Annotated in this window: 20 protein-coding genes; 17 read left to right on the forward strand and 3 right to left on the reverse strand. The window is 72.1% G+C overall.

Annotation, left to right across the window (positions count from 1 at the left end):
• Positions 1-105 precede the first annotated feature (105 nt).
• The 6 genes from ACI2K4_RS22765 to ACI2K4_RS22790 all read left to right on the forward strand — a co-directional run bounded on the left by ACI2K4_RS22765 (position 106) and on the right by ACI2K4_RS22790 (position 7828).
• Positions 106-804, forward strand: a complete 699-nt coding sequence (locus tag ACI2K4_RS22765; protein WP_404513959.1) for a response regulator transcription factor — start codon at positions 106-108, stop codon at positions 802-804.
• Positions 801-2366, forward strand: a complete 1566-nt coding sequence (locus ACI2K4_RS22770; protein WP_404513961.1) for a sensor histidine kinase — start codon at positions 801-803, stop codon at positions 2364-2366. Before ACI2K4_RS22765 ends, ACI2K4_RS22770 begins: the two co-directional genes overlap by 4 nt.
• A gap of 93 nt (positions 2367-2459) precedes the next feature.
• Positions 2460-4133, forward strand: coding sequence for a trypsin-like peptidase domain-containing protein (locus ACI2K4_RS22775; RefSeq protein ID WP_404513963.1), 1674 nt, complete (start codon positions 2460-2462; stop codon positions 4131-4133).
• A gap of 271 nt (positions 4134-4404) precedes the next feature.
• Positions 4405-5079: a BON domain-containing protein gene (locus ACI2K4_RS22780; protein WP_404513965.1), complete on the forward strand. Its 675-nt coding sequence runs from the start codon at positions 4405-4407 to the stop codon at positions 5077-5079.
• A 136-nt stretch (positions 5080-5215) separates the two neighbouring features.
• Positions 5216-6316, forward strand: a complete 1101-nt coding sequence (locus tag ACI2K4_RS22785) for a glycosyltransferase family 4 protein (protein ID WP_404514076.1) — start codon at positions 5216-5218, stop codon at positions 6314-6316.
• Between the two features lie 183 nt (positions 6317-6499).
• Entirely contained in the window at positions 6500-7828 is a 1329-nt protein-coding gene (locus ACI2K4_RS22790; protein WP_404513967.1) for an ABC transporter ATP-binding protein, read from the forward strand.
• Positions 7829-7933: 105 nt separating this feature from the next.
• Here ACI2K4_RS22790 and ACI2K4_RS22795 read toward each other — a convergent pair whose 3' ends face one another.
• Complete coding sequence (locus ACI2K4_RS22795) at positions 7934-9211, reverse strand: hypothetical protein (protein WP_404513969.1); 1278 nt, start codon at positions 9209-9211, stop codon at positions 7934-7936.
• A 245-nt stretch (positions 9212-9456) separates the two neighbouring features.
• On the opposite strand from ACI2K4_RS22795, the gene ACI2K4_RS22800 reads away from it, so the two are divergent.
• Complete coding sequence (locus ACI2K4_RS22800) at positions 9457-11010, forward strand: chitinase (protein ID WP_404513971.1); 1554 nt, start codon at positions 9457-9459, stop codon at positions 11008-11010.
• Positions 11011-11073: 63 nt separating this feature from the next.
• On the opposite strand, the gene ACI2K4_RS22805 is transcribed toward ACI2K4_RS22800, so the two are convergent.
• Both ACI2K4_RS22805 and ACI2K4_RS22810 read right to left on the reverse strand, forming a co-directional pair.
• Entirely contained in the window at positions 11074-12693 is a 1620-nt protein-coding gene (locus tag ACI2K4_RS22805) for a serine/threonine-protein kinase (protein WP_404513973.1), read from the reverse strand.
• 214 nt (positions 12694-12907) lie between these two features.
• The gene (locus tag ACI2K4_RS22810; RefSeq protein ID WP_404513975.1) at positions 12908-14089 is read right to left on the reverse strand and encodes a hypothetical protein; all 1182 of its coding nucleotides are present in this window, start codon (positions 14087-14089) and stop codon (positions 12908-12910) included.
• A gap of 212 nt (positions 14090-14301) precedes the next feature.
• On the opposite strand from ACI2K4_RS22810, the gene ACI2K4_RS22815 reads away from it, so the two are divergent.
• The 10 genes from ACI2K4_RS22815 to ACI2K4_RS22860 all read left to right on the forward strand — a co-directional run bounded on the left by ACI2K4_RS22815 (position 14302) and on the right by ACI2K4_RS22860 (position 25333).
• Entirely contained in the window at positions 14302-15237 is a 936-nt protein-coding gene (locus ACI2K4_RS22815; protein ID WP_404514077.1) for an ABC transporter ATP-binding protein, read from the forward strand.
• Positions 15234-16085, forward strand: a complete 852-nt coding sequence (locus tag ACI2K4_RS22820; RefSeq protein ID WP_404513977.1) for an ABC transporter permease — start codon at positions 15234-15236, stop codon at positions 16083-16085. The genes ACI2K4_RS22815 and ACI2K4_RS22820 overlap by 4 nt, the downstream gene beginning before the upstream one ends.
• Before the next feature lie 13 nt (positions 16086-16098).
• Entirely contained in the window at positions 16099-16356 is a 258-nt protein-coding gene (locus ACI2K4_RS22825; RefSeq protein WP_404513979.1) for a helix-turn-helix transcriptional regulator, read from the forward strand.
• Between the two features lie 180 nt (positions 16357-16536).
• Positions 16537-17376: a patatin-like phospholipase family protein gene (locus tag ACI2K4_RS22830; protein ID WP_404513981.1), complete on the forward strand. Its 840-nt coding sequence runs from the start codon at positions 16537-16539 to the stop codon at positions 17374-17376.
• The gene (locus ACI2K4_RS22835) at positions 17373-18419 is read left to right on the forward strand and encodes a 1-acyl-sn-glycerol-3-phosphate acyltransferase (RefSeq protein WP_404513983.1); all 1047 of its coding nucleotides are present in this window, start codon (positions 17373-17375) and stop codon (positions 18417-18419) included. The genes ACI2K4_RS22830 and ACI2K4_RS22835 overlap by 4 nt, the downstream gene beginning before the upstream one ends.
• Positions 18420-18429: 10 nt before the next feature.
• Positions 18430-18750, forward strand: coding sequence for a divalent-cation tolerance protein CutA (cutA, locus tag ACI2K4_RS22840; RefSeq protein ID WP_404513985.1), 321 nt, complete (start codon positions 18430-18432; stop codon positions 18748-18750).
• Positions 18751-18840: 90 nt separating this feature from the next.
• Positions 18841-22557 carry an SCO7613 C-terminal domain-containing membrane protein gene (locus ACI2K4_RS22845; protein WP_404513987.1) on the forward strand — a complete coding sequence of 1239 codons (3717 nt, stop codon included), beginning with the start codon at positions 18841-18843 and terminating at the stop codon, positions 22555-22557.
• A 160-nt stretch (positions 22558-22717) separates the two neighbouring features.
• Entirely contained in the window at positions 22718-23770 is a 1053-nt protein-coding gene (locus ACI2K4_RS22850) for a fatty acid desaturase family protein (RefSeq protein ID WP_404513989.1), read from the forward strand.
• Positions 23771-23885: 115 nt separating this feature from the next.
• Positions 23886-24179 (forward strand): 4a-hydroxytetrahydrobiopterin dehydratase, encoded by a 294-nt coding sequence (locus ACI2K4_RS22855; RefSeq protein ID WP_404513991.1) that lies wholly within the window; start codon positions 23886-23888, stop codon positions 24177-24179.
• Positions 24176-25333 (forward strand): FHA domain-containing protein, encoded by a 1158-nt coding sequence (locus ACI2K4_RS22860; protein ID WP_404513993.1) that lies wholly within the window; start codon positions 24176-24178, stop codon positions 25331-25333. The genes ACI2K4_RS22855 and ACI2K4_RS22860 overlap by 4 nt, the downstream gene beginning before the upstream one ends.
• Positions 25334-25371: the final 38 nt, after the last annotated feature.

Raw genomic sequence — 25371 nt, forward strand, 5'->3', positions numbered from 1 at the left:
CGGTGGCGTCCCGCCCGGCGGCTGTCGGCCGGTCCCCGGCGGGTTCCCAGGGAGTTTTCAGGGGACGCCCAGCCCGCCCGCAGCCCGGCGGCGGATGATGTGGTCATGGCAGCGCAAACCGAGGCACGGCTTCTGGTCGTGGAAGACGACCCCAACATCCTGGAGTTGCTCTCCGCGAGCCTGCGCTTCGCCGGCTTCGACGTGGCCACCGCGACCAGCGGCAGTGCCGCCGTGACGGCGGCCAAGGACCGTCGCCCCGACCTGGTCGTGCTCGACGTCATGCTGCCCGACCTGGACGGGTTCGAGGTGATCCGGCTGATGCGGGAGGGCGGTACGCGTACCCCGGTGGTCTTCCTGACCGCCCGGGACGCCACCGACGACAAGATCCGTGGGCTGACCCTCGGTGGCGACGACTATGTCACCAAGCCGTTCAGTCTGGAGGAGCTGACCGCCCGGATCCGGGCCGTGCTGCGGCGTACCGCGTCCGGGGAGCAGGCGCCCTCCCGGCTCAGCTTCGCCGACCTGGAGCTGGACGAGGAGACGCACGAGGTGCACCGGGCCGGACAGCGGGTCCAGCTCTCGCCGACCGAGTTCAAGCTGCTGCGCTACCTGATGCTCAACGCGAACCGGGTGCTCTCCAAGGCCCAGATCCTCGACCACGTCTGGAACTACGACTTCCGGGGCGACGACAACATCGTCGAGTCGTACATCTCCTACCTGCGGCGCAAGGTCGACACGAGCCAGCCACGCCTGATCCACACCCTGCGGGGCGTCGGATACGTGCTGCGCAAGCCGGCGGCGTGACGACTCCGGTCTCGGTTCTCAAGAGCCGGCTGCGCAGTACCCCGCTGCGCTTCAAGCTGGTCACCGCAGTCCTCGCCCTGGTCGCCGCCGCGCTGCTGGTGATCAGTGTGATGACCACGTTCTTCCTGCGTAACTACCTGGTCAGCCAGGTCGACAGCGAGCTGCACACCTCGGCCAGCAGCCTCCAGACCTTCGCGGCCACGGCGAACCGTGGCACGGTCAGCCTGCCGTACGCCGACTACATCCTGGTGCTGACCACGGACGACCCGAACCGGGTCGACCTCGGTTACGACACCGGCCGGTTCAAGCCGTCCGACCTGCCGCCGTGGCCGTCGGACGAGGCGGGCTTCGCCAAGCTCCAGGGCGACCCGATCACCGTACGGGCGCACGACGGCAAGGTGCGCTGGCGGATGCTCTACACCCAGTTGCCGACCGGCCAGATGGCCGCCATCGGGCAGCACCTGACCGACGTCGACCAGGCGGTCAAGCAGCTCATCTGGATCGACCTGCTGGTCGGCGGGGCGGTGCTGATCCTGCTCGCCTCGCTCGGCGCGGCGATCGTCCGTACCAGCCTGCGACCGCTGGACAAGATCGAGCAGACCGCGGCGGCGATCGCCGACGGCGACCTGACCCGGCGGGTGCCCGACCCCGAGCCCGGTGCGGTGGAGGCCAAGACCGAGCTGGGTCGCCTCTCCCGGGCGCTGAACGCGATGCTCACCCAGATCGAGGCGGCGTTCACCGCCCGGGCGGCGTCCGAGGCGGCGGCCCGCAACGCCGAGTTGGGTGCCAGGGACGCGGCGTTCGCCGCCCAGGCGTCCGAGGCCCGGGCCCGCCGCTCGGAGGAGCGGATGCGGCAGTTCGTCGCGGACGCGTCGCACGAGCTGCGTACGCCGTTGACCACCATCCGTGGCTTCGCCGAGCTCTACCGGCAGGGGGCCGCGGGCTCGCCCGAGGAGACGGCCCGGCTGGTCCGGCGGATCGAGGACGAGGCCGCCCGGATGGGGCTGCTGGTCGAGGACCTGCTGCTGCTGGCCCGGCTGGACCGGGAGCGGCCGTTGGTGCTGGGGCCGGTCGAACTGCCGGTGCTGGCCACCGAGGCGGTCCAGGCGGCGCAGGCGATCGCACCGGAACGGGCGATCACCCTGGAGATCGTGCCCGGCGCCGGGGAGTTGGTCGTGCTCGCCGACGACGCACGGCTGCGACAGGTGCTCGGCAACCTGATGACCAACGCCCTCACCCACACTCCGCCGGACGCCTCGGTGACCCTGAGGCTGAGCTCCGAGGCGGGCAACCTGGCCGTGGTCGAGGTCGTCGACACCGGCCCCGGGCTCGCCCCGGAGCAGGCGGAACGGGTCTTCGAACGGTTCTACCGGGCGGATGCCGCCCGTACCCGTCGGGCCGGCGGGGCGACCGGCACCGGTCTCGGACTGGCCATCGTGGCCGCCCTGGTGGCCGCGCACAACGGCAGCGTGGAGGTGCTCGAGACGCCGGGCGGCGGCGCGACCTTCCGGGTCAGGCTGCCCCTCGCCCCGGAGGCCACCGACCCGGCCGAGGGTGAGTAGCGCGGTCGTGGTCCGGCGCGGGTGCGGCGATTCACAGCGAACATCCAGTGCGATTCCAGGTGGGTCGCAGAGCGACGGGGCAAGGTAGGGGCCATGAACGAGTACGAGACCGACCCGCAGCGGCCTTCGGCCAACGCCGACGCCGACGCCACGCCGTCGTATCCCACCGCGGAGTTGTCGCCCGTCGAGCGCGGGCCGGCCGACTCCACCACCGGTCCGGTCACCCCGACCGAGGATGGCGCCGAACCGGCCGCCGCCCGGTCGGACGTCGTACCGGACGCCACGCGGGCGGAACCGGCCGCCCCGCCGGCCGCCGCGACCGAGCAGCAGAACAGCCCGTACGCCGCCCCGACGACGGGCGCCCCGGCCGGCACGACGGAGGCGCGCCCCGGTCACCCGTACCCGGCTCCGGCTCCGGCTCCGGCCGGACCGTACGCCGGCTACCCGGGCCAGACCGACCCGTACGGTCGCCCGTACGGCGCCGCCCAGCCGGCCTCTCCCGGGCACCCGGCGCCGACCCCCTACCCGCCGAGCCCCTGGCACCCGGCGGCGCAGAACCAGCCGGGTTGGACCGGCAACCAGAGCTACGCCGGGCAGCACATGTCCGGCTCCCACCTGCCGCCGCAGCCGCCGCACCTGGGCGGAAACCCGCCGCCGATCTGGGCCCAGGGCCCGGGTACGCCCGGCGCCCCGCAGCGGCCGAGCCGGGCCGGCAAGTTCGCCGCCATCGGTGCCGCCGCGCTGGTCCTGATGGCCGGCTCCGGCATCGCCGGTGGCGCGGTCGCGCTGGCGCTCGACGGCGGCTCGTCGAACGTCACCCGGACCTACACCGCGGCCCCGATCATCAACAGCGAGGACCTGCCGAAGATCGCGGCCTCGGTGGAGAACAGCGTCGTCTCGATCACCACCGGCACCGGCGAGGGCTCGGGCGTGGTGCTGACCGCCGACGGCTACGTGCTGACCAACAACCACGTGGTCGCGGGCGCCTCCGGTGACGCCGTGCGGGTGGTCTTCGCGGACGGCAAGACCGCCCAGGCGAAGATCATCGGCACCGACCCCAAGACCGACCTCGCGGTGGTCAAGGCCCAGGGGGTCAGCGACCTCGCCCCGGCGAAGTTCGGCGACAGCGACGCGATGCAGGTCGGCGACACGGTGCTCGCCCTGGGCAGCCCGCTGGGCCTGCAGGGCTCGGTGACCGCCGGCATCATCAGCGCCCGGGACCGGACCATCCAGGCCGGCGGCGAGGACCAGCAGCAGCCGCAGAACCCGTTCCAGCAGCAGCGACCGCAGGCGGTCAGCTCGATCTCCGGCCTGTTGCAGACCGACGCGCCGATCAACCCGGGCAACTCCGGTGGCGCCCTGATCAACACCAAGGGCGAGGTGATCGGCATCAACACCGCCATCGCCACCGCCGGGAGCAACGGCAACATCGGCGTCGGCTTCGCCATCCCGAGCAACAAGGCCAAGGACGTGGCCGGCAAGCTCCAGCAGGGCCAGAAGATCAGCCACCCGTACCTCGGGGTGAGCGTCACCGAGTCCGACGACGGCGGCGCGGTGGTCAGCGCGGTGACCGAGGGCAGCCCGGCCGCCCAGGTCGGCCTGGAGCAGGGCGACGTGATCACCCGGTTCGGCGACAAGACGATCAACGACTCGAACGATCTGGTCGGCGCCGTACAGACCGGCAAGGTGGGCGACAAGGTCCAGTTGACCTTCAAGCGGAACGGTGTGGAGAAGACGGCAACCGTGACGCTCGCCGAGACGTCATAGCACCGGGACCCGCGACAGCGGCGGGACCCGCGCAGACCTGAGGGCGGCACTTCCGTGACCCGGAAGTGCGCCTCCTCCCCAAGCGGCGGGCGATGTGACCAAGGGGGTTGGTCACGTCGCCCGCCGCGCCTTTTCCCCCGTTCCTGCCGGCGGGCCCCGGAACACGTGCTTGTCGGGCCGGCTCACACCCCTCACCTGGGGCGGATGAGGTCGGGTCACCCCGGCCGGCGGCAGGCTCGGGGGACAGGGACGGATCCGGGGAGGGACGGCGATGGCCACGGCAACCGTGACCCGGGAGGACTCGGCCATCCAGCGCGACGTGCTGGCCGAGTTGGAATGGGAGGCACAGGTGCAGCCCAACGAGGTCGGGGTGATCGTCACCGACGGCGTGGTGACGTTGACCGGTTCGACGGACAGCTACTCCCGGAAATGGGCGGCCGAGCGTACGGCGCACCGCATCCGGGGTGTCCGAGGAGTGGCCAACACCATCGAGGTACGGGTCGGGGCGGACGGCCGCAGCGACACCGACATCGCGAAGGCGGCCAGCCGGGCCCTGCAGTGGGACTCCTTCGTGTCGGTGGACCGGATCGACGTGACCGTCGCCAACGGCTGGGTGGTGCTGCGCGGTGAGGTCGAGCACGGCTTCGAGAGGCAGGCCGCCGAGCGGGGCCTCGGACGGCTGACCGGGGTGCGCGGGCTGACCAACCTCATCTCCGTACGCCCCGGCGAGCGGGTTCCGCCCGAACAGCGCGAACGCGACATCCGGCGCGCTCTGGCACGGGTGATCGAAGACAACGCGGACCACATCGTCGTACACGTCGACGGCGACACCGTCATCCTCGCGGGCACCGTCCGGTCTTGGATGGAACGCGAGGAAGCGCGCCGGGTGGCCTGGTCGGCACCGGGGGTCAGGGAGGTCGACGACCGGCTCGGCATGGCCATCTGACCCGCCGGCCGTCGGTCATCCCCGAGAACCGTCGGTTATCCCCGGGAACCGCTGGTTATCCCCGGCCGAGTCGGGAAACCCGGACCATCCGGCAGGTCAGCCGGAGCAGTGGGGAGGGCTCGACGTCGTGAACCACATGCCAATCGACCGCCTCGACCAGACGGCGCCATTGCGGATCGCGATGGTCGTGCCGCCCTGGTACGAACTTCCGCCCGCCGGTTACGGCGGGGTGGAGCAGGTCTGCGCGGCACTGGTGGACGCCCTGGGCGCCCGTGGCCACGAGGTGACCCTCTTCGGCGCCGGAACCGGATCCGGCACCAGTGCCCGGTTTGTCGGTACGATGTCCCGGTTGCAGCACGATCGTCTCGGCCAGTCACTGCCGGAACTCGCCCACCTTGCCCGAGCCGATCAGATGATCAATCCGGATGTCTTCGACGTGGTGCACGACCACACCACCATCGGTCCGTTCCTCGCGCCCAGACGCTCGGTGCCGACGGTGGCCACCGTGCACAACCGGCCGACCGGCGAACTCGGCGACATCCTCGACGACGTCGACCGGTCGGTCGGGTTGGTGGCGATCTCGCACGCCCAGCGCCGGCTGCGCCCGTACCTGCCGTGGGCGGCGACGGTGCACAACGGGATGGCGCTGGACGACGTGCCGTACAAGACGGAGGCCGGCGCCGGGCCGGTCCTCTGGCTGGCCCGCTTCAGCCCGGACAAGGGACCGGACCTGGCCGTACGCGCCTGCCGGGCGGCCGGGTTGCCGCTGGTGCTGGCGGGCAAGTGCGACGAGCCGGAGGAACAGCGCTACCTGGCCGAGGTGATCGAGCCGATGCAGGGGCCGGACGTCACCGTGTTGCGTAATCCGGACCGGGAGACCTGCTTCGAGCTGCTGCTCTCGGCCCGTTGCCTGATCATGCCGATCCGCTGGGAGGAACCGTTCGGCATGGTCATCGTCGAGGCGATGGCGACCGGAACGCCGGTGGTCGCGCTCGACCGGGGTGCCGTACCTGAGCTGGTCCGTCCCGGCGTGACCGGTCTGGTCTGCGCCGACCCGGACGACCTGCCGGAGGCGCTGCAGCGGGTGGCCGCCCTGGACCCGGCGGCATCGGTGGCGCACGTGCGGAACTCGTTCTCGGCGGAGTTGATGGCCGAGGGCTACGAGCGGGTCTACCGTCACTGGGCCGCCACCGTCCGCCCGTCCGAAAACGCCCTGATCCCCACCGGCGCCTGGTGACCCGAGCAAGGAAGGGCCCCCTGTTATCGCTCTTGGTAGAGGAAGGGCCCCTTCCTAACCGCTCTCACCGCGCCGTCCGGCGCAGTGCGGGGGGCGTCCGGCGCACCGGGGCCGGCCGAGCAGGCTGCGGGGTGGCGGGCTGCCGCGCCGCGCAGGACCATGTGGGGCAGGAGGTGGTTCCCCGTGGTCGCCATCACCCTCGACCGGCTGACGAAGGTCTTCGACGGCGGGATCGTGGCCGTCGACGACGTACGGGTCGAGATCGGCTCCGGTGAGTTCGTGGCGCTGCTCGGGCCGACCGGCTGCGGCAAGTCGACCATCCTGCGCCTGATTGCCGGGCTCGAGGAGCCGACGGGAGGCCGGGTCCTGTTCGACGGCGAGACCGTGGACGAGCGGAGCGTACGGGACCGGCGGGTGGCGATGGTCTTCCAGGACTATGCCCTGTACCCGTACCTGACGGTGGCGCAGAACATCGGGTTCCCGCTGCGGCTCGGCGCGGAGCCGACCGGCGCGCTCGCGGCGCGGGTGGCCGAGGCGGCCGAGCAACTCGGCATCACCGACCTGTTGGACCGCCGGCCCGGCAACCTCTCCGGGGGCCAGCGGCAACGGGTGGCGATGGCCCGGGCGATCGTCCGTCGGCCGCACGCCTTCCTGCTCGACGAGCCACTGTCCAACCTGGACGCCGGGGTCCGGGCCGAGCTGCGTACGGAGATCGCCGCTCTGTCCCGGAGACTCGGCGTGACCACGGTGTACGTGACCCACGACCAGGTCGAGGCGATGACGATGGCGGACCGCGTGGCGGTGCTGCGCCGGGGCCGGGTGCAGCAGATCGGCCCGCCGGCACAGGTGTACGGGGACCCGGTCAGCCTCTTTGTCGCGGCGTTTCTCGGTACGCCCCGGCCCAGTCTGCTCCAGGGCGCGATCTACGTGGACGTGGCCCGGGTGCTGATCGACGTCGGATCGCAGCTGCTGGAACTGTCCCGTGACGACCCGAGGGTCCGGTCCCTGATCGGCCGCCACACCGAGCGGGTGACGCTCGCGGTACGCCCGGACGCACTCGTCCCGGTGGTCCCGGACACGGACTCCGGTGCGGTGCTGCGCGGCAGCGTACGATCGGTGGAGCAGTTGGGGCACGAGGCGCTGGTACGGGTGGACGTCGGTGCCGTGCCCACCTCGGTGGTCGAGTCCCGGCTGGACCACCCGGACACCGGTCGGCACCTGTCCGACCTGCTCGCCGACGACCCGCCGACCGGACACCCGTTCCGGCACACGCTCGCTCGCATGATCCCGCACCAACGGACCGACGAGCCGTCGCCCACGGCGCGGACCGAGTACGGCTTCTACCCGGTGTACGACCTCGATCCGGCCGACGAGCAGCCGCCGGGCGGCGACCTCGTGGTACGGGTACCGGCGCTGACCCCGCCCCGACCCGGTGCGTCGATGGTGCTCGCGGTCGACCTGGACCGCCTGCTCCTCTTCGACCGGGCCGGGAACCGGATCCGCCTGGACTGACCGCCTGGCGTCGCCTCGGCACGTGCGGGGTCGCCCGAGGCTGTGCGGGGTCGCCCGAGGCCGTGCCTGGTCGGCCGCCCCGCCGGCCCAGCTCGACCCGCCCGTTCAGTACGCCGAGGCGCGTACGGCGAAGACCGAACGGCTGCCGGCGTACTCGGTCAGCGACCAGAGCTGGTTCTTCGCCGGCCAGTAGGAGAGGTCCTCCGGCCCGATCGGCAGCGTGTCGGTGTGCATCACCACCGAGCCGCCCGGGCTGAAGGTGGCCAGGTCACCCCGGTTGCCGTCACCGTCACTGGTGGAGAGGTAGAACCTGCCGTTGATCGCGGTCGCGCCCTGCATGCTGGTCACCGAGACGTCGTACGCCTCGGAGCCGTGCGCGTAACCGTCGCCGGCCGTGGTCAGCATCCTGTTGGTGTAGTCGATCGGGAAACGCACCAGCCGGGTGCCGGTGCCGGGATAGGCGTACTCGCCGACGACCACGCTGTCCGGGGTGCTGGTCCGGTCCAGCGAGACGAACGAGAAGGTCAGGTCCAGGTAGCCGCCGGTGGTCGAGCGGGCGTACGTCAGCACCTGCGGCAGCACGTACTTGTAGCCGTACGCCTGGTAGCTGCCGTCGGTCTGGAGCCCGATCGCGGTGTCGTCGCTGGTGCTCGCCTGCCAGAGGTGTCGCATGTCGAAGACCCGAAAGCCGGAGTTGGTCGAGGCGAGGTAGAGGTGGTAGCCGTACCAGAACATGCCGCCGGCGTGCACGTTGACCGGGCGGAAGGACGCCTTGCCGTCGCCGCGACTGTAGGGCTCCACCAGCAGCACGTGCCGGTAGGTCGGCGCGCTCGGCGTCGAGTAGTCCACGAAGGACACCCGGACACCCCGGTCGATGCCGTCGGAGGCGTTGTCGTACCAGCTCACCAGGATCGCGGTCGCGCCCTCGTAGGTGCCGACCTCGTACGCGTCCGCGCTGGTGGTGATGGCCTGGGGAATCCAGTAGGTCACGTTGTTGTCGCCGCTGTTCCAGCAGAACGAGGCCACCCGGTTTGCGGCGTTTGGCGAGCAGGAGGTGGCCACCCGGTTGCCGTCGCCGACCACGGTGGGCACGCTGACGTTCGGCAGAGCGGCGTCCAGGTCGTCGACGAGCGACGAGTACGAACTGGCCCGGAGCCGGAAGTTGGCCGCGTTCAGGGTGGTCGCGGCGGCGGCGACCGGTGCGGCGGTGACGCTCCCGCCCGCCGTGCCGACCGGTGCGGCGTTCACGGCGGTGGCCGGCGTCTTGGCGGCGGTCGCCGATGGGTTCGCGGCGGCCGGTGCGGCGTTCGCGGCGGTGGCCGGTGCGGCGGCGGCGAGCAGGGTCACGGTCAGGGCCGCGACGAGCAATCTCCGTGTGACCAAGGGGTCCTCCTCGGACGGATCGGCATACCCGTTCGGTACCGGACTCTGTCCGGTGTGGATGACCGGTGTCAACGAGTTTCGCCGTTTTCGTCCGGTGTTTACCCGGCGGTGACCTTCCTTCGGTGAGCGTCGATCGCTTTCATCGGCGGATGGTGGTCGCGTAGGTCTGGACAGCAACAGTTAACAGTCCTAATAATTGGCCAACTGTCGATGGCCCACGGGCCGTGACCGGCCAGGAGGACGGGATGAGACGCTCCAGATCGTTGTTGTTCGGTGTGGTGGCCGCGCTGGCCGCCGGGGTGGGCGCGGTCTCGGTCTCGATGCCGGCGTTCGCGGCTGGTCCGACGGCGACGTTCGTGAAGACTTCTGACTGGGGTTCGGGTTGGGAGGGGAAGTACACGATCACGAATGGTGGTACGACGGCGATCTCGTCGTGGTCGGTGGCGTTCGATCTGCCGGCGGGGAGTCGGGTGGGTACGTTCTGGGATGCGTTGATGACGTCGTCGGGTCAGCGGTTCACGTTTACGAACCGTTCGTGGAACGGGAGTTTGGCGCCGGGTGCGTCGGCGTCGTTCGGGTTCAACGCGACGGGTGCGGGTTCTCCGTCGAACTGCACGTTGAACGGTGCGGCGTGTGGTGGTGGTACGACTCCGCCGACCACCCCGCCCGCGACCACCGCACCGCCCACCACCCTGCCCCCGACGACCCCGCCCCCAACCACGCCGCCCCCGACAACCCCGCCGCCCACGACCGGGCCCCCGCCGAACACCGGGCTGCCGAAACACGCGCTCATCGGCTACCTGCACAGCAGTTTCGCCAACGGTTCGGGATACCTACGGATGGCCGACGTGCCGGCCGAGTGGGACATCATCAACCTCGCCTTCGGCGAGCCGACCTCGGTCACCTCCGGTGACATCCGGTTCCAGCTCTGCCCGGTGGCGGAGTGTCCCGGGGTCGAGACCGAGGCCCAGTTCACCGCGGCGATCCGGGCCAAGCAGCAGCAGGGCAAGAAGGTGCTCATCTCGATCGGCGGCCAGAACGGGCAGGTGCAGCTCACCACCACCGCCGCCCGGGACGCCTTCGTCCGCTCGGTCAGCGCCATCATCGACCGTTACGGGCTCAACGGGCTGGACATCGACTTCGAGGGTCACTCGCTGTCGCTGAACACCGGGGACACCGACTTCAGGAACCCGACCACCCCGGTGATCGTGAACCTGATCTCGGCCATCCGTACGCTCAAGGCCCGTTACGGCTCCGGCTTCGTCCTCACGATGGCGCCGGAGACCTTCTTCGTGCAGCTCGGTTACCAGTTCTACGGCTCCGGCCCGTGGGGCGGCCAGGATCCGCGAGCCGGGTCGTACCTGCCGGTCATCCACGCGCTGCGCAACGACATCACCGTGCTGCACGTACAGGACTACAACTCGGGTCCGATCATGGGGCTGGACAACCAGTACCACACCATGGGTGGTGCCGACTTCCACATCGCGATGACCGACATGCTGCTGGCCGGGTTCCCGGTCGCCGGCAACACCGCGAACGTCTTTCCCGCCCTGCGCGAGGACCAGATCGCCTTCGGTACGCCAGCCGGCAGCAGCGCCGGCAACGGGTACGTCGCACCGGCCGGTGTGCAACAGGCGGTGAACTGCCTGGTCCGGGGCACCAACTGCGGCGGCTACAGCCCGCGCAGCGGGACCAACCCCAACTTCCGTGGGCTGATGACCTGGTCGATCAACTGGGACCGCTTCTACAACTGGGAGTTCAAGAACAGCCACGAGCCGTTCCTGAACGCCCTGCCCTGATCCCCACCTGAGTGCAAGGAAGGGCCCCTTATTAACGCATATGCGTTAATAAGGGGCCCTTCCTTACGCCAGTTGGGCCAGTACGGCGTCGAACCGTTCGGCGTACTCGGGAGTGATGCCGCCCTCGTGCACCCGGGTCGCGACCGCGCGGCGGAGCAGGCCGACCGGTTCGACCAGGTCGACCGCACCGTCGAGCGCCGACGTCCGCAGGTTGCGTAGCTGGTTGCGCAGATCGAGCCCGACGTCGTCGCGGATCGCCCCGGCGGCCAGGCCGGCGCCGATCAGGCGGTCGAGCTGTGCCACCGCCTCGTCGAGCGTGAGTACGCCGACCAGGCCGGGTTCCGTCCCGGTCGACCGGGACGGGGCGCTCGGTTCTCCGACCGGTGTCGGTGTCGGTGTGGGGTGTCCGGTCACGGCACTGGTCGGCGTGGGCGCGGCGGGCAGGCCGACCTGCCGGGACGGGGGCGCCTGGTTGAGCGCGATCCCGACGACCACGGCCAGACCGAGTACGGCGACCGTCCCGAACGCCAGCCCGATGGTCGCCATCCGGGGTCTGCCGGTCGGCTCGGCCGGTGGCACGGCGGGCTCACCGGCCCGGCCGGGGTCCGGCCCGACCGGTGTGAACGGGTCGGGGCGTGGGGGCAGTACGCGTACCCCGGGGCCCGCCCGCTCGCGTGCTCCGGCCGCCGGGGCCGGGGCCGCCGGGGCCGGGGCCGCCGGGGCCGGCGCGGCCGGGACGAGCGGCGGCAGGGTGATCACCGACGGTCGGGAGGAGGCCGACGGTGACCGGGACGCCACCGCCACTGCCACCGGGGTCGGGGCCGGGGTCGGGGCCGGGGGAGGCTCGGCGGCGAGCAGTTGACCCCTGAGCAGTTCGGCGATCTCCCGGGTGCTCGGCCGGTCGGCCGGGTCCCGGGCCAGACAGCGCGAACACGCGTCGGCCACCGTGCGCGGCAGGCCGGGCACGGTGGCCAGCGACGGTACGGGTTGGTCGGCCCGCAGCGCCTCGGTTAGGTCGTCCCAGGTCTCGGCGGGGTAGGGCACCCGTCCGGTGAGCGTCTCGTAGAGCAGCACACCCAGCGAGTACGTGTCGGTCGCCGGCTGGGCGGGCGTGCCGTCCAGACGTTCCGGCGCGACGTACGCCGGGGTGCCGAACGTCTCCCCGTCCTCGTCCTCGTCCGGCGCCCCGATCCGGGTGGCGATGCCGAAGTCGAGCACCTTGGCGCCGACCGCGGTCATCATGATGTTGGACGGGGTGATGTCCCGGTGCACGATGCCGAGTTCGTGGGCCTCGGCCAGCGCCTCGGCCACCTGCGCGCAGATTTCCACCGCCTCGGCCCAGGGCAGTGGGCCGTCCAGCAGTCGGCGCTCCAACTCCTCGCCGGTCAGCAACTCCATCACCACGAAGGCGGTGACCGTCCCGTCCGGCGCGATCTCCTCCCCGTAGTCGTGCACCGAGGTCACGTGCGGGTGGACGAGTTGGGCGGCGGCGCGTGCCTCCTCGCGAACCATGTCCCGGAACTTGGCGTCGGCGGCCAGTGACGCGGCCAGCACCTTGATCGCGATCATCCGGTCGAGCACCTCGTCGCGGGCCCGCCAGATGACGGACATGCCGCCGGCGCCGATCTGGTCGATGAGTCGGTACCTGCGGGCGAGCAGGACGCCCGCGTACAGCGCAGCCATCGTTCGCAGCACCTGCCTGGGGAGGGGGTCGTATCAGGTTGCGTGAATGTAACCATTCTGTCAACGATCAACCGCCCGACCCGGCACCTGCCGTCAACCCTGGTCGGAGCCGGCTTTGCCGCCCCTCCCGATGCCCGGACCGGCGCGGCTCGCCGGCCCGGGAGAGCCCTCCTGATGTCCGGACCGGCGCGGCTCGCCGGCCCGGGAGAGCCGGTCAGCCGGCGGTGCCGGTCTGCCAGACGACCTTGCCGTTCGAGGAGATGACCACGTTGCCGTCGGCCCGCAGGACGAGGGTCGCGCCGTTGTTGCGGGCCGTCTTCGTGGACCAGACGGTCCCGCCGTAGCGCGAGTAGAGCACCAGGTTGCCGTCGGACTGGAAGACCAGGAGATGACCGCCGCGGTCGGCGACACCCGCCCGCCAGACCGTACGTCCCTGGTCGCGCAGGACGACGTCGCCGTCGTCGGTCAGGGTGAGTTGCAGGCGGTTGGAGGTCCAGGACTCCTCGCGTCGCAGCGCCGCCGTGGACCTGATGGTCCGTTCCTGCCAACTCGCCGACGGTGACGGCGACGAGGGTACGCTCGCCCGAGGGCTGGCCGGGGCGCCGTTGGTGGGTGTGGTGCTCGGTGTCGTTCCCGGGTTGCCGCCGGCCGGCTGGCTCGCGGTCGGCCCGGTCGACGGGGTGCGCCGGGGAGGCGTGGACGGCCGGTCGCCGATCCGCCGGTCACGCTCGTAGTAGGCGGTGTAGTCCGACACCATCTCGGCGAAGGCGCGCAGGCTCGGCGCGTCGGGGAGCCCGCCGGCCTCGCGTACCGCCTCCGGGCCCCACTGGAACGCGGCCAGCGCGGTCGGGTACGCCTCCCCGCTGAGCTGGCCCAACTCCTCCACCAGGGCACACATCGCCCGACCCAGGGCGGGTACGGCCAGTTCGGGGTCGGTCGCGACGGCATCCTCCGAGGGGCGGTACGCCTGCCACAACTCGGGCCGGAACTGTGCGACGCCCTCCGCGCCGTCCTCGCCGAGCACGTTGGCGTCGAAGCCGGAGGCGGCCATCAACTGCGCCGCGACCCGGGGCGCCGGCACCGCCGGGCAGACGTTGCCGGCGGTGAGCACCAGCGGGACGAACTCGTCCGGTACGGGCTTCGGCGCGGTCCCCGGACTGGGTGCCACGCCGACCGGCGCCGCCGCGCCGCCCCGGCTGCCGTTGCCGCCGTCCGGGTCCCGGGCGTCCACCACGGGCACGATGCCGAGCCCGGTCCGGAACACGACGCCGACCAGGACGAGGAGCGCGAGCGTCCCGCAGAGGGTGCCGATGGCGACCCAACGCAGTGGACCGGGCGTACGGAAAACGGTGCGGCGCAGCCGGGTGAGGGCATCGAGGCCGGGCGGTTGGGGCACTTCCTGGTCTCCTCGGCCGCCGTGATCGCAGGTCTCGCGGGAAGGTTCGCGGGCGGGCTCATGCTACCCAGCGCCGGTGACGGGAGCCAGCCAGCGGTTGCCGATATACGACTGCCTCAAGATGTAGCACTCATGCTATGGTCTGGCCGACTGGTTAGACGGGGAGGTGAAGGTCTATGACGGGGTTACGGGAGCTGGACGTACCGGCTCCGATGTCCGACCGGACCGACGGTTCGACCGTGCTGGACGTACGCGACCTACGAATGAGGTACGGCACCAACGACGTACTCGACGGCGTCACGTTCACCGCGCGGCGGGGTGAGGTGGTGGCGCTGCTCGGGCCGAACGGCGCGGGCAAGACCACCACCATCGAGATCCTGGAGGGCTTCCGAATGCGCTCGGCCGGCGAGGTCTCGGTGCTCGGGGTGGACCCCGGGCGGGGCGACGAGCGGTGGCGCTCGCGGCTCGGTGTGGTTCTCCAGTCCTGGCGTGACCACGGCAAATGGCGGGTACGAGAGCTCCTCTCCCACCTCGGCTCCTACTACGTCCCCTACTCCGCCGACGGGCTCCGTCGTCCGTGGCAGGTGGACGAACTGATCGACGCGGTCGGGTTGACCGAGCACGCGGGCAGGCGCATCGCCCAGCTCTCCGGTGGGCAGCGCCGCCGCCTCGACGTGGCGGTCGGCATCGTCGGTCGCCCCGAGCTGCTCTTCCTCGACGAGCCGACGGTCGGCTTCGACCCGGCCGCCCGGCGCGAGTTCCACGACCTGGTGCACCGCCTCTCCGACACCGACGACACCACGATCCTGCTCACCACCCACGACCTGGACGAGGCGGAGAAACTGGCCGACCGGATCCTCATCCTGGCCGGTGGGCGGATCATCGCCGACGGTTCGGCGGACGAGCTGTCCCGGCGGATGTCGACGGAGGCGGAGGTGCGCTGGAGCCGGGACGGCCAACGGTTCGTCCACAGCGGCACCGACGCCACCCGGTTCGTCCAGGAGCTGTTCCGGCAGCACGGTGATTCCGTCGCCGACCTGGAGGTACGTCGGGCCAGCCTGGAGGACACGTACATGGCGATGGTGCGGGAGTTCGAGTCGGGTCGGACCGGCTCCGCCGCGCGTACGTTCGCGGAGGTGGTCCGATGACGCCGTTGCTGGTCGCGGCCCGGTCCGGGCTGGCGCGCGGCGGGATCGAGCTGCGCCAGACGTTCACCACCGCCCAGGATCTCTGGACCTACTTCTTCCCGACCGCGATCCTGCTGGTGGTCATGTTCTTCACCCGGGACGTCTCCGTGCCGGGCACGAACTTCTCGCTCGGGGCGCGGACCCTGCCGAGCGCGATCGGCATGGGCGTCGCCTTCGGCGGCCTGGTCAACGTGGCCCAGCAGCTCATCGTCGAGCGTGAGGACGGCACCCTGCTGCGGGCCAAGGCGGTGCCGAACGGGATGTTCGGCTATCTGATCGGCAAGATCGTGCTGATCTCCGGCATCACCGTGGTGAGCATCGTGATCCAGCTCGTACCCGGGGCGTTCGTGGTCGACGGACTCGCGCTGGACAGCGTCACCGCCTGGCTGACCCTGGCCTGGGTGGTGCTGCTGGGACTGGTCGCGACCATGCCGATCGGCGCGATCCTCGGATCGCTGTTCGACAACCCCCGCAACATGGGCCTGATCATGTTGCCCATCATGGGACTGGTCGCCAGCTCCGGTATCTTCTACCCGATCACCGGCTATCCGGCGTGGCTGCAAGGGATCGCGCAGGTGTTCCCGATCTACTGGCTGGGGTTGGGCATGCGCTCGGCGCTGCTGCCGGACGAGCTGTCGGCGGTGGAGATCGGTGAGTCCTGGCGGCACCTGGAGACGCTCGGCGTACTCGGGGTCTGGGCCGTCGTGGGATTGGTCGCGGCGCCGGTCGTGCTGCGCCGGATGGCCCGCCGCGAGTCGGGGTCGAGGGTGGCCGCGCGTCTGGAGAAGGCCATGCGGCGGGTGACGTGAGAGGGCGAACGCCATGAACGAGGTGATCTACGACCGGATCGCGGTGCTCCGGGTGGAGCGCGGCATCTCCCGTCGGCAGCTCGCCGAGGCGCTCGGGGTCCACTACCAGACGATCGGCTATCTCGAGCGCGGCGAGTTCCGGCCCAGCCTGCACCTGGCGCTGCGGATCGCGGCCTTCTTCGAGGTGCCGGTGGAGGTGGTCTTCTCCACCGAACCCTTCCCCCGGATCGGTGCCGGCCCGGCCGCGCCCGGGCAGCAGCGGTCGGCCTGAGCGCCGCTGGACCGACCGCGCCGAGGGCATGATCGGTCACCGCCCGCCCGGCACCCGGTGCTCCACGATCGGCACGTGGCGCCCGCGACACGCACTTACTGTCCGTAACGCGAGTGGTCGTACTACGAACAGTTTGTAGCCCCCACGACGGCGGTGACCGCCCGTGCCACGATGAAGGGCATGGTCAAGGGTCCGGTCGCGTTCGTGCTCGGTGGCGGGGGCGTACTCGGCGCGGTCGAGGTGGGCATGCTCCGGGCGCTGTTCCGCGCCGGCATCCGCCCCGATCTCGTCATCGGTACGTCCATCGGCGCGGTCAACGGCGCCCTGGTGGCGGCCGACCCCTCGGAGGCGGTGACCAACCGGCTGGTCCGGCTCTGGGCGTCACCGGAGGCGAGCGAGGTGTACGGCGACTCGGTCGCCCGCCAACTGCGCCGCTTCGCCGCCCGTACGCACCTGCACTCGCCGCGCCCGCTGCGCCGGCTGCTCGAGTCGGAACTCGGCGAACAGACCACCTTCGCCGAACTGAAGGTCCCGTTCCGGTGCTGCGCGGCGAGCATCGAGCGGGCCGCCGAGCACTGGTTCACCAGCGGCCCGCTGGTCGACGCCGTACTCGCCTCGGCCTCGGTGCCCGGGCTGCTCCCGCCGTCGGAGATCGACGGTGAGCACTTCGTCGACGGCGGGATCGTCAACTCGATCCCGATCGGCGAGGCGGTGGACTGCGGCGCGAAGCAGATCTTCGTCCTCCAGGTCGGCCGGATCGAACGGCCGCTCAGCCCGCCTCGACGGCCGTGGGAGATCGCCCAGGTGGCGTTCGAGATCGCCCGCCGGCACCGGTTCGCCCGGGAGATGGCGGCGCTCCCCGACGACGTGGACGTACACGTGCTGCCGACCGGGGGGTCGCAACCCCGCGACGACACGCCCTGGGCCTACCGCGACATGGCGGCGGTGGGCCGACGGATCAGCCGGGCGTACACCGCCTCCCGCCGCTACCTGCACTCGCACGTCGAGGGCGTCGAATGAGGTTGCCGCCGCGTTGGCTGCGGCGGGTGCTGCTCGGGCCGCTGGTGGTGCTCCTGGCCGTGGTCGTGGTGAGCGCGCTACCGGTCTGGCTGATCCTCGCGGCGGCGGCGTCGCCGCTGGTCCCGGGCTACCTGCGCCCGCTGCGGGTGCTCTGGATGGGGATCATCTACCTGGCCTGGGACGCCACCGCGCTGCTCGCGCTCTTCGGGCTCTGGGTCGGCTCCGGGTTCGGGTGGAAGAAGCGCTCGCCCCGGTTCCAGCGGGCGCACTACGTGTTGACCGGGTGGTTTCTCGCCTTCCTCTTCTGGCAGGCGCAGTGGACCCTGCGGTTGGCCATCGAGGTGGTGGGCGCGCACCCGGACAGCGCGCTGCCGGGACGGCCGCAGTTGGTGCTCTGCCGGCACGCCGGGCCCGGTGACTCGTTCATCCTGATCCACGCCTTGGTCAACTGGTTCGACCGGGAGCCGAGGATCGTGCTGAAGGAGACCCTCCAGTGGGACCCGGCGGTCGACGTGCTGCTCAACCGGTTGCCGAACCGGTTCATCGCGCCGGGTCGGGCACAGGACCCGGCGATCGGCGGCGACAGCCGGCAACCGGGGCAGACGCTGACCGAGCAGATCGGCCACCTGGCGGTCGGCCTGGACAGCAACGACGCGTTCGTGATCTTTCCCGAGGGCGGCAACTTCACCCCGCGCCGCCGGATCCGGGCCATCGAACGGCTGCGGGCCCGTGGGTTGGAGAAGATGGCCGTACGGGCGGAGGCGATGCGGCACGTGCTGGCGCCGCAGCCGGGAGGTGTGCTGGCCGCGCTCGACGCCGCACCGGACGCCGGGGTCATCTTCGTGGCGCACACCGGGCTCGACCGGATGACGACGGTGGCTGACGTCTGGCGCGAACTGCCGATGGATAAGAAGATTGTGATGCGGTTCTGGTCGGTCCCGCCGGAAGAAATACCAGCCGGGCGACAGGAACGCATCGACTGGCTCTACGACTGGTGGAAACGCATCGACGAATGGGTCGATATCCACCGCACCACCGCGTAAGGTGCGCGGCGTGGACCAGCTCTGCGTGGTAACGACCGTGGTGGATGCCCGGTCGGTGGCGGACCTGCTCGCGGCCGCTGCGGTCGCCGGCCGGCTGGCGGCCTGTGCCCAGGTCGGCGGCCCGATGGACAGCACCTACTGGTGGCAGTCCCGGATGGAGACCACCCGCGAGTGGTCGGTGCAGTTCAAGACCGCGCCGGACCGGGTGGAGGCGCTCGTCGACCACCTGCGCGGTGCCCACCCGTACGAGGTGCCGGAGATCCTGGTCCACTGGGTGGAGGGGGGAAACCCGGACTACACGGCCTGGGTGCACGACCAGACCCGGACCTGAGCCCGGGGGCGGCACCCCGCGCGACCACTCACCCGCCCATGAGTACGCGGACTCTGGGCCGGAGCCGGCGGCGGCGACGACCATGCCAGGGTGACCATTCCGCCGAACCTCCGTCCCTGCCCCGTGTGCGGGGGCGGCGCCAGACTGAACACCGTCTGCCCCGGCTGTGGACGGGCACCGGACCCGGTCGCCGCCGAGATCGTCCGGCTGGACGGCGAGATCAACGCGCTCGCCGGCCAGGCCGAGCAGGCCCGACAGACGTACGCGATGCTCGTCGGCAGCCTGGACGACCTGCGGCGCCGACGAGCCGAGCTGGCCGCCCGCTGGCGTCCGGCGGCGCTCGTCGCGCGCCCGGTGATCGCCCCGGTCGCTCCCGTCGCCACCACGGCCCCGGAGCCACCGGTACGCCCGGAGGCGTCCACCAGGGCGGTGCAGAATCTGCTCTTTGTCCTCGGTGGACTGTTGCTCTGCGCCGCCGCGGTCGTCTTCATGGTGGTCACCTGGTCGGTGGTCGGGGTGGCCGGCCGGGCGGCGATCCTGGCCGGGATAACCGCGGCCGTGCTGGCGCTGCCGATGCTCGCCACCCGGCGCGGTCTCACCGCGACCGCCGAGACGTTCTCGGTGGTCGGACTCCTGCTGGTGGCGCTCGACGGTTACGCCGCCTGGTCGGTGGACCTCTTCGGCGTCACCGCCTGGTCGGGCACCGGCTACGCCGCGCTGGTCTGCGGGGTCAGCGCGCTGGCGGCGATCGGCTACCAACGGCTGACCCGGCTCTGGGCGCCCTGGTTCACCATGTTCGCCCTGGCCCAGCCGGTGCTGCCACTGCTGGCCGCCCAGTTCGACCCGGGCGCGGCCGGCTGGGCGCTGGTGTACGCCGCACTGGCCACGTTCGACCTGCTGGTGATCCACAGTGTCGGCGTCCGTCCCGTTGTCGGGGACCGGGGCACCGACCCCGGCACGACCGGACCGGGGGAACGCGACCGGGATACCGGATCGGGGGAGCGCGACCGGAATGCCGCTCCGGGGGGCGCCGGATCGTCCGGCGCCGTTGAACCGGAGGCGCCCGGATTACGTGTGGGCGGTGGGGGAGCTGACGGGGCGGCGCCCGGAGGGGTGGCGCTGGCTCGTCGGGTCGTCGGCTGGGTGGCGTACGCCGCCGCGCTGGCCGGCGCCGCGCTCAGCGGTCTGATCGCGCTGTTGTTGGGCGACGGGGCGGGAGCGCCGGTGCTGGCCGGTGGCCCACTACTGGTCGCGGCGGCGGTGCTGGTGGCCGGTGCGGTGCTCGCGCGCAACACCGGTTTCCAGGCCGCCGCCGGGCTGGTGGTGGTGCTCGCGCTCGCCGCCGCGACCCTGCGCCCGGTCGCCGACCTGTACGGGGAGTGGCTGCTGGTCGCGACCGGTCTGGTCGTCGCCGTGCTCTCCGGTGTGGTGGCGCTGGTGCGGCCCCGGCTGCCGGAGGGGGTCCGGCGCGGGCCGTGGGTCGGCGGCCTGGTGCTCGTCGTCGGGCTGGGCAGCCTGACGGGTGCGATGACCGCGATGATCGCACTTGAGGCGGCGACCCGTTCGCAGCCGCTCTGGCGGGCGAGCGGCACCGGCCCGGTCAGCAACCTGGACTGGCAGGTGCCGGTCACGGTCCTGCTGGTCGCGCTCGCGCTGGCGGTGCTGCTGCCCCGGTCGGCCCGGGAGCCGGTCGGAGCGGTCGGGGTCGGGCTGGCCCTGCTCGCACTGCCGGCCGCGCTGCCGCTGCCCTGGTGGGGCCTGGCCACGCTGGAACTGGTGGTGGCGGTGGCGCTGCTGCTCGCCGCCGTACGGGTGCCGGCGACCTCGGTGGGGATCGTGCTGGTCCGGGTCGCCGTGGCGGTGGTGCTGGTCGGGCACGCGTTCCTGCTCAGCCTCGCCCGTCCGGCCGGCGCGGCGACCGTACTCGGGGTGATCGTGCTGGTCGGCCTGGCGGTTGCCGGACTCGCCGTCGACGGGCCGACCGATCCGGACCGCGTCGGGGCCGAACGGGTGCGGGCGGTACGGCGCCGGATCGGCGGGGTGGCGCTCACCACCGGCCTGCTCGCCGTACCGGGGACGACGGTGCTCGGGCTCTTCGCCGCCGGGGTTGTCCCGTGGTGGCAGGTGCGGGCGCTGCCGGCCAGCGCCGTACTGCTGCTCGCGGCGCTGGGACTGGTACGTCGGCACCGCCGCGACCACCTCCCGTACGCCGACACCGCGCTCGCCGGGACCGTGCTGGTGGCCGGGCTCGCCCCGCTGTTCGGCCGGACGGGGGAGCCGCTCGGTGTCTACTCGGCCGTGGCGCTGCTGCTCGCCGTCACCGCGCTGTGGGTGGGCGGCCGGCTCGACGGTCGGCGCTCGGTGGTCGCCCCGCCGGCCGGACGGCCGGGCGCCCCGGAGCGCCGGTACGCCACACCGGGCCAGCTCTCGCCCACCCTGTTCTGCGTACCGGTGCTGACCTTCCCGGTCCTGCTGGTGGTCGCGCCGGCGGTCGGCGCGGTGCTGCTCGGGCCGTACGGCTGGCTCACCCGGATCTGGTCCGGTGGGCCGGACGGGGTGGGGATCACTCCCGGCGGCTGGCCGGTCGACGGTCGTGCCGCCGCCACGCTGGTGCTCTTCACCCTCGCGCTCGCGCTGGCCGGCGGGGGCTGGCACCGCTCGGTGCGCGGCGCGCTGCTGGTGGCGTTCCCGTCGCTGGTGGTGGCGGTGCCGGTGGTGCTCGCCGCGGCGGGTGCCCGGTGGCCGGTGGTGCCGGCGGTCGCCCTGCTCGGCGGTCTGGCCGCGCTGCTGGTCGGCACGGTGGGGGCGGGCGGTTCGGCGGCCACCGGCCCGATCCGGTCCGGGCTGGTCTCCGTACCGGTCGGGTTGCCGCTGGCCGGGGCGGGGCTGGCCGGCGGGCTGCCGACAAAGGCCGGCACGCTGGTCGCGCTGGGCCTGGTCGTGCTGGCCGGTGCCGCGATCGGCGCGGCGGGTCGGCGGCCGGTGGCGCGGGTCGTCGGTTGGCTGGTCTGCGTCGGCACCGGGCTGGCCTTCGCGCTCACCGCCGGCCGGGCCGCCGAACTGCCGCTGCGGCTGGCCGCCTTCGCGGTGCTCGGGGTGGCCGCGACTGCCCTGGCCGGTGGAGCGCTGCTGCGCGTCCGACGGCCGACGGAGTCGGTCGCGATCGAGGCGGCCGGGCACGCCGGTGCGCTGGTCGCCCTGCTGGCGACCGTCGGCGCGGCCAGGTACGCCGCCGCGGTCGCCACCATCTGGGGGGTGGTGGTGGGCATCCGCGCGCTACGGCCGAACGAGTCGGTCCGGGCCCGGACCCGGCTCGCCTCGGTGGCGGCCGGTTGTGAGCTGCTCGCGGTCTGGCTGCTGCTCACCTCCGCGCAGGTCGCGGTGCTGGAGGCGTACACCCTGCCGGCGGCGGCCTGTGCGCTGGTCGTCGGTGCCCTGGCTTTGCGCCTGCGGCCCGAGCTGAGCAGTTGGGTCACGTACGGGCCGGGGCTCGCGGCGGCGCTGCTGCCGAGTCTGGCCTCGGTGTTGGTGGCCGGGGACGAGCCGTGGCGGCGGTTGCTGCTCGGGGTCGGAGCGCTGGTCGTGGTGCTGGCCGGCGCGCACTGGCGGCAGCAGGCGCCGGTGTTGCTCGGTGGCGGCACCCTGGCCGTCGTGGCGCTCTACGAGGTGGTCGGCGCCTGGGACCGGCTCCCTCGGTGGATCTTCCTGGCCGCCGGTGGTGTGGCCCTGATCAGTCTGGCCGTGACGTACGAGCGGCGGCGGCGGGACCTGGCCCGGTGGCGCGCGGCGGTGGGCCGGATGGGCTGATCGCGGCTGCCGGCACCGGTCTGCCGATCGGTGCCGGTAGGGCTGGCCCTACCACGCATTAGGGGGCTTCCAGGGTTACTCAGCGCAAGCTCGGTCGCGAGACTTGGGTGAGCGCGCGTCGCCCGGCGCGTCGTCAAATCCGAGCATTTTGGGAGAAGAGATGACGGTCGGTGCGGTGGCGGAGCCCGCTCTTCGCCGGGGTAGTGATTACGCACAGTTATCACGACGGATCTCACGGGCGGGTCTGCTGAACCGCCGCCCCGGCTGGTACGCGGCCAAGATAGCGATCACCGTCGGCCTCTTCGCCGGTGGCTGGGTCGCCCTCTTCCTGGTCGGCGACTCGTGGTGGCAGCTACTCGTGGCGGTCGGACTCGCCGTCGGTTCCACCCAGGTCGCCTTCCTCGGCCACGACGCGGGCCACCGGCAGATGTTCCGCAACCGCCGGGCCAGCGAGGTCGCCGGGCTGCTGGCGGCGAACCTGGCGGTGGGGCTGAGCTACGGCTGGTGGATCGACAAGCACAACCGGCACCACGCCAACCCCAACCACGAGGACCACGATCCCGACGTCGGCGCGGGTGCCCTGGTCTGGACCGAGGAGCAGGCGCGCGAGCGACGTGGATTCGGTCGTTGGCTGGCCCGGCGGCAGGCGTACCTGTTCTTCCCGATGTTGACGCTGGAGGGGTTGAACCTGCACTACGCCAGCTTCCAGGGGCTGTTCCGCTCGCCGATGCGTTACCGCACGGTCGAGGCGGTGCTGCTGGTCGCGCACCTGGCCGCGTACCTCGGTGTGCTGTTCACCGTGCTCTCCCCGGTGAAGGCGCTGGTCTTCATCGCCGTGCACCAGGGGCTGTGGGGGGTCTACATGGGCTGCTCGTTCGCCCCGAACCACAAGGGCATGCCGGTGCTGACCGCCGAGGACGACCTCGACTTCCTGCGCAAGCAGGTGCTCACCTCGCGCAACGTACGCGGCGGTGTGGTGGTGGACTTCGCGCTCGGCGGGCTGAACTACCAGATCGAGCACCACCTCTTCCCGAGCATGCCCCGGTCGAACCTGCGCCGGGCGCAGCCGATCGTCCGGCAGTACTGCGCGGAGCAGGGCATCCCGTACGAGGAGACCGGGCTGATCGACTCGTACGGCCAGGCGCTGCGGCACCTGCACGCCGTGGGAGCCGAACTGCGTACCGGCGGTCGACCGGCGCGGGCCGGGCGCTGACCCGTACCCGTCGGGTGCCGGCCGGGGAGGCCGGGCGCCGACCGGGACAATCCGCCCCGGCGGGCCGCCACGGTTGCCCTCCCTGGCCGGGAGGTGCGGCGGTAAGGTCTGCCTCATGGCAGAGGTGCTGGACGCCGAGGCGGTGCGTGGCGAGTTGGAGCGGCTGGACGGCTGGTCCGGGCACCCGGCGGTGATCACCCGGACCGTCGAGCTGGGCAGCTTCCCGGACGCGATCGGGGTGGTGGACCGGGTCGCCGTGGTGGCGGAGGAACTCGACCACCACCCGGACATCGACATCCGCTGGCGTACGGTGACCTTCCGGTGTGCCACCCACTCCGTTGGCGGAGTGACCCGGCGCGACATCCAACTTGCGGAACGTATCGATCAGATCCTCGGGGGAGCGGCGTGAGATTCGAGATCAGTAAGGTCCTCGACGCGATCGAGGGCCGGGTCTGCACGGATCCGTCGCTGGCCCGAGCCGTGCTCGACCTGGCCGAGGTGGTCCGCTACACCGACTTCGACGGCGGTCGGCCGGCGAGCATGCTCCGCCTCGGCATCGTGATCGACGCGCTCAGCCGGCAACTGGAGGAGGACAGCGTCCCGGTCTACCCGGTGGTGCACCGGGCCCTGCTCTCCGACGCCGACCTGACCTCGAACGAGCGGATGGTGGTCCGCCGGTGGGCCGACGACGGGCTGGTCGAGGTGCTGCCGAACCCGGCCGAGCGGATGCTGGAACTGGCCGACCTGCTCGGCCTGCCGGTGCTGAGTCGGATGCGGTTCGACGGGATGCTCGGGCGCTTCCCCTGGCTGGGTTCGCAGCCGGGCCGGCTGCTCGCCCCGGTGAACAGCCCGAACGGTCCGACCCTGGTGGCACAGGCCGGTGGCAAGGCGGTCTGGACCTCGCCCGGTCCGTCCCCGACCGGTGCGAAACTGCTGGCCCGGCTCTGGCGCTGCCCGGAGCCCGGCTGCGTGCTCTTCGGCGGTGGCGGCGGCGGTGGCGGGTCCTTTGCCGACCTGGCCCGCTCCGACCGTGAGCCGGGTGGCCAGCCCCCACCCACGCTGCGTGGCGGGCCGCCGAGCTGCCCCCGGCACGATCGCCGGCTCACCGACGCCGGTCCCCGGCCGGACAGCGAGGTGCTCTCGGTCCGGGTCGGCGGCCAGGTGCGTCGCCGGTTCGTGGTCTCCGCCGACCGGCCGGTCACGGTCGGCCGGGCGCCCGAGGAATCCGGCGGCATCGTGCTCGGCCAGTGGCTGAGCGACGAGGCGCGGCGTTGGATCAGCCGCAACCACGTCCGGTTCGAGCTGCGTGGCGGTGACCTGGTCGCCTTCGACGTGAGCACCAACGGTTCGGGTATCCGGCCGGGTGGCTCGATGGAGGAGGAGGACCGGATCACGCTCAAGCAGCAGGCCAGCCGGGTGGTGCGCGGCGGCGACATCGTCGAGCCCTACCCGGGCGTCCAGATCGGACGGTCGACGAACTGGACCTCCGGTGGCGTGATCAACCCCACCTCGGTGATGGCCGAGGCGCCGACCATGGCGATGCGGGTGATCGAGCGCCCCTGACCGGCGAGCCCGGGTACGCGTACGAAGAGAGTGGTCGT

The organism is Micromonospora sp. NPDC050397 (assembly GCF_044901685.1).
Classification (GTDB): domain Bacteria; phylum Actinomycetota; class Actinomycetes; order Mycobacteriales; family Micromonosporaceae; genus Micromonospora_G.

Excerpts from the sequence above, each read along its gene's own strand:
- ACI2K4_RS22765 (WP_404513959.1), top strand. The coding sequence starts at position 106 with ATGGCAGCGCAAACCGAGGCACGGCTTCTGGTCGTGGAAGACGACCCC.
- ACI2K4_RS22775 (WP_404513963.1), top strand. The coding sequence starts at position 2,460 with ATGAACGAGTACGAGACCGACCCGCAGCGGCCTTCGGCCAACGCCGAC.
- ACI2K4_RS22780 (WP_404513965.1), top strand. The coding sequence starts at position 4,405 with ATGGCCACGGCAACCGTGACCCGGGAGGACTCGGCCATCCAGCGCGAC.
- ACI2K4_RS22785 (WP_404514076.1), top strand. The coding sequence starts at position 5,216 with ATGCCAATCGACCGCCTCGACCAGACGGCGCCATTGCGGATCGCGATG.
- ACI2K4_RS22800 (WP_404513971.1), top strand. The coding sequence starts at position 9,457 with ATGAGACGCTCCAGATCGTTGTTGTTCGGTGTGGTGGCCGCGCTGGCC.
- ACI2K4_RS22805 (WP_404513973.1), bottom strand. The coding sequence starts at position 12,693 with ATGGCTGCGCTGTACGCGGGCGTCCTGCTCGCCCGCAGGTACCGACTC.
- ACI2K4_RS22815 (WP_404514077.1), top strand. The coding sequence starts at position 14,302 with ATGTCCGACCGGACCGACGGTTCGACCGTGCTGGACGTACGCGACCTA.
- ACI2K4_RS22820 (WP_404513977.1), top strand. The coding sequence starts at position 15,234 with ATGACGCCGTTGCTGGTCGCGGCCCGGTCCGGGCTGGCGCGCGGCGGG.
- ACI2K4_RS22825 (WP_404513979.1), top strand. The coding sequence starts at position 16,099 with ATGAACGAGGTGATCTACGACCGGATCGCGGTGCTCCGGGTGGAGCGC.
- ACI2K4_RS22830 (WP_404513981.1), top strand. The coding sequence starts at position 16,537 with ATGGTCAAGGGTCCGGTCGCGTTCGTGCTCGGTGGCGGGGGCGTACTC.
- ACI2K4_RS22835 (WP_404513983.1), top strand. The coding sequence starts at position 17,373 with ATGAGGTTGCCGCCGCGTTGGCTGCGGCGGGTGCTGCTCGGGCCGCTG.
- ACI2K4_RS22850 (WP_404513989.1), top strand. The coding sequence starts at position 22,718 with ATGACGGTCGGTGCGGTGGCGGAGCCCGCTCTTCGCCGGGGTAGTGAT.
- ACI2K4_RS22855 (WP_404513991.1), top strand. The coding sequence starts at position 23,886 with ATGGCAGAGGTGCTGGACGCCGAGGCGGTGCGTGGCGAGTTGGAGCGG.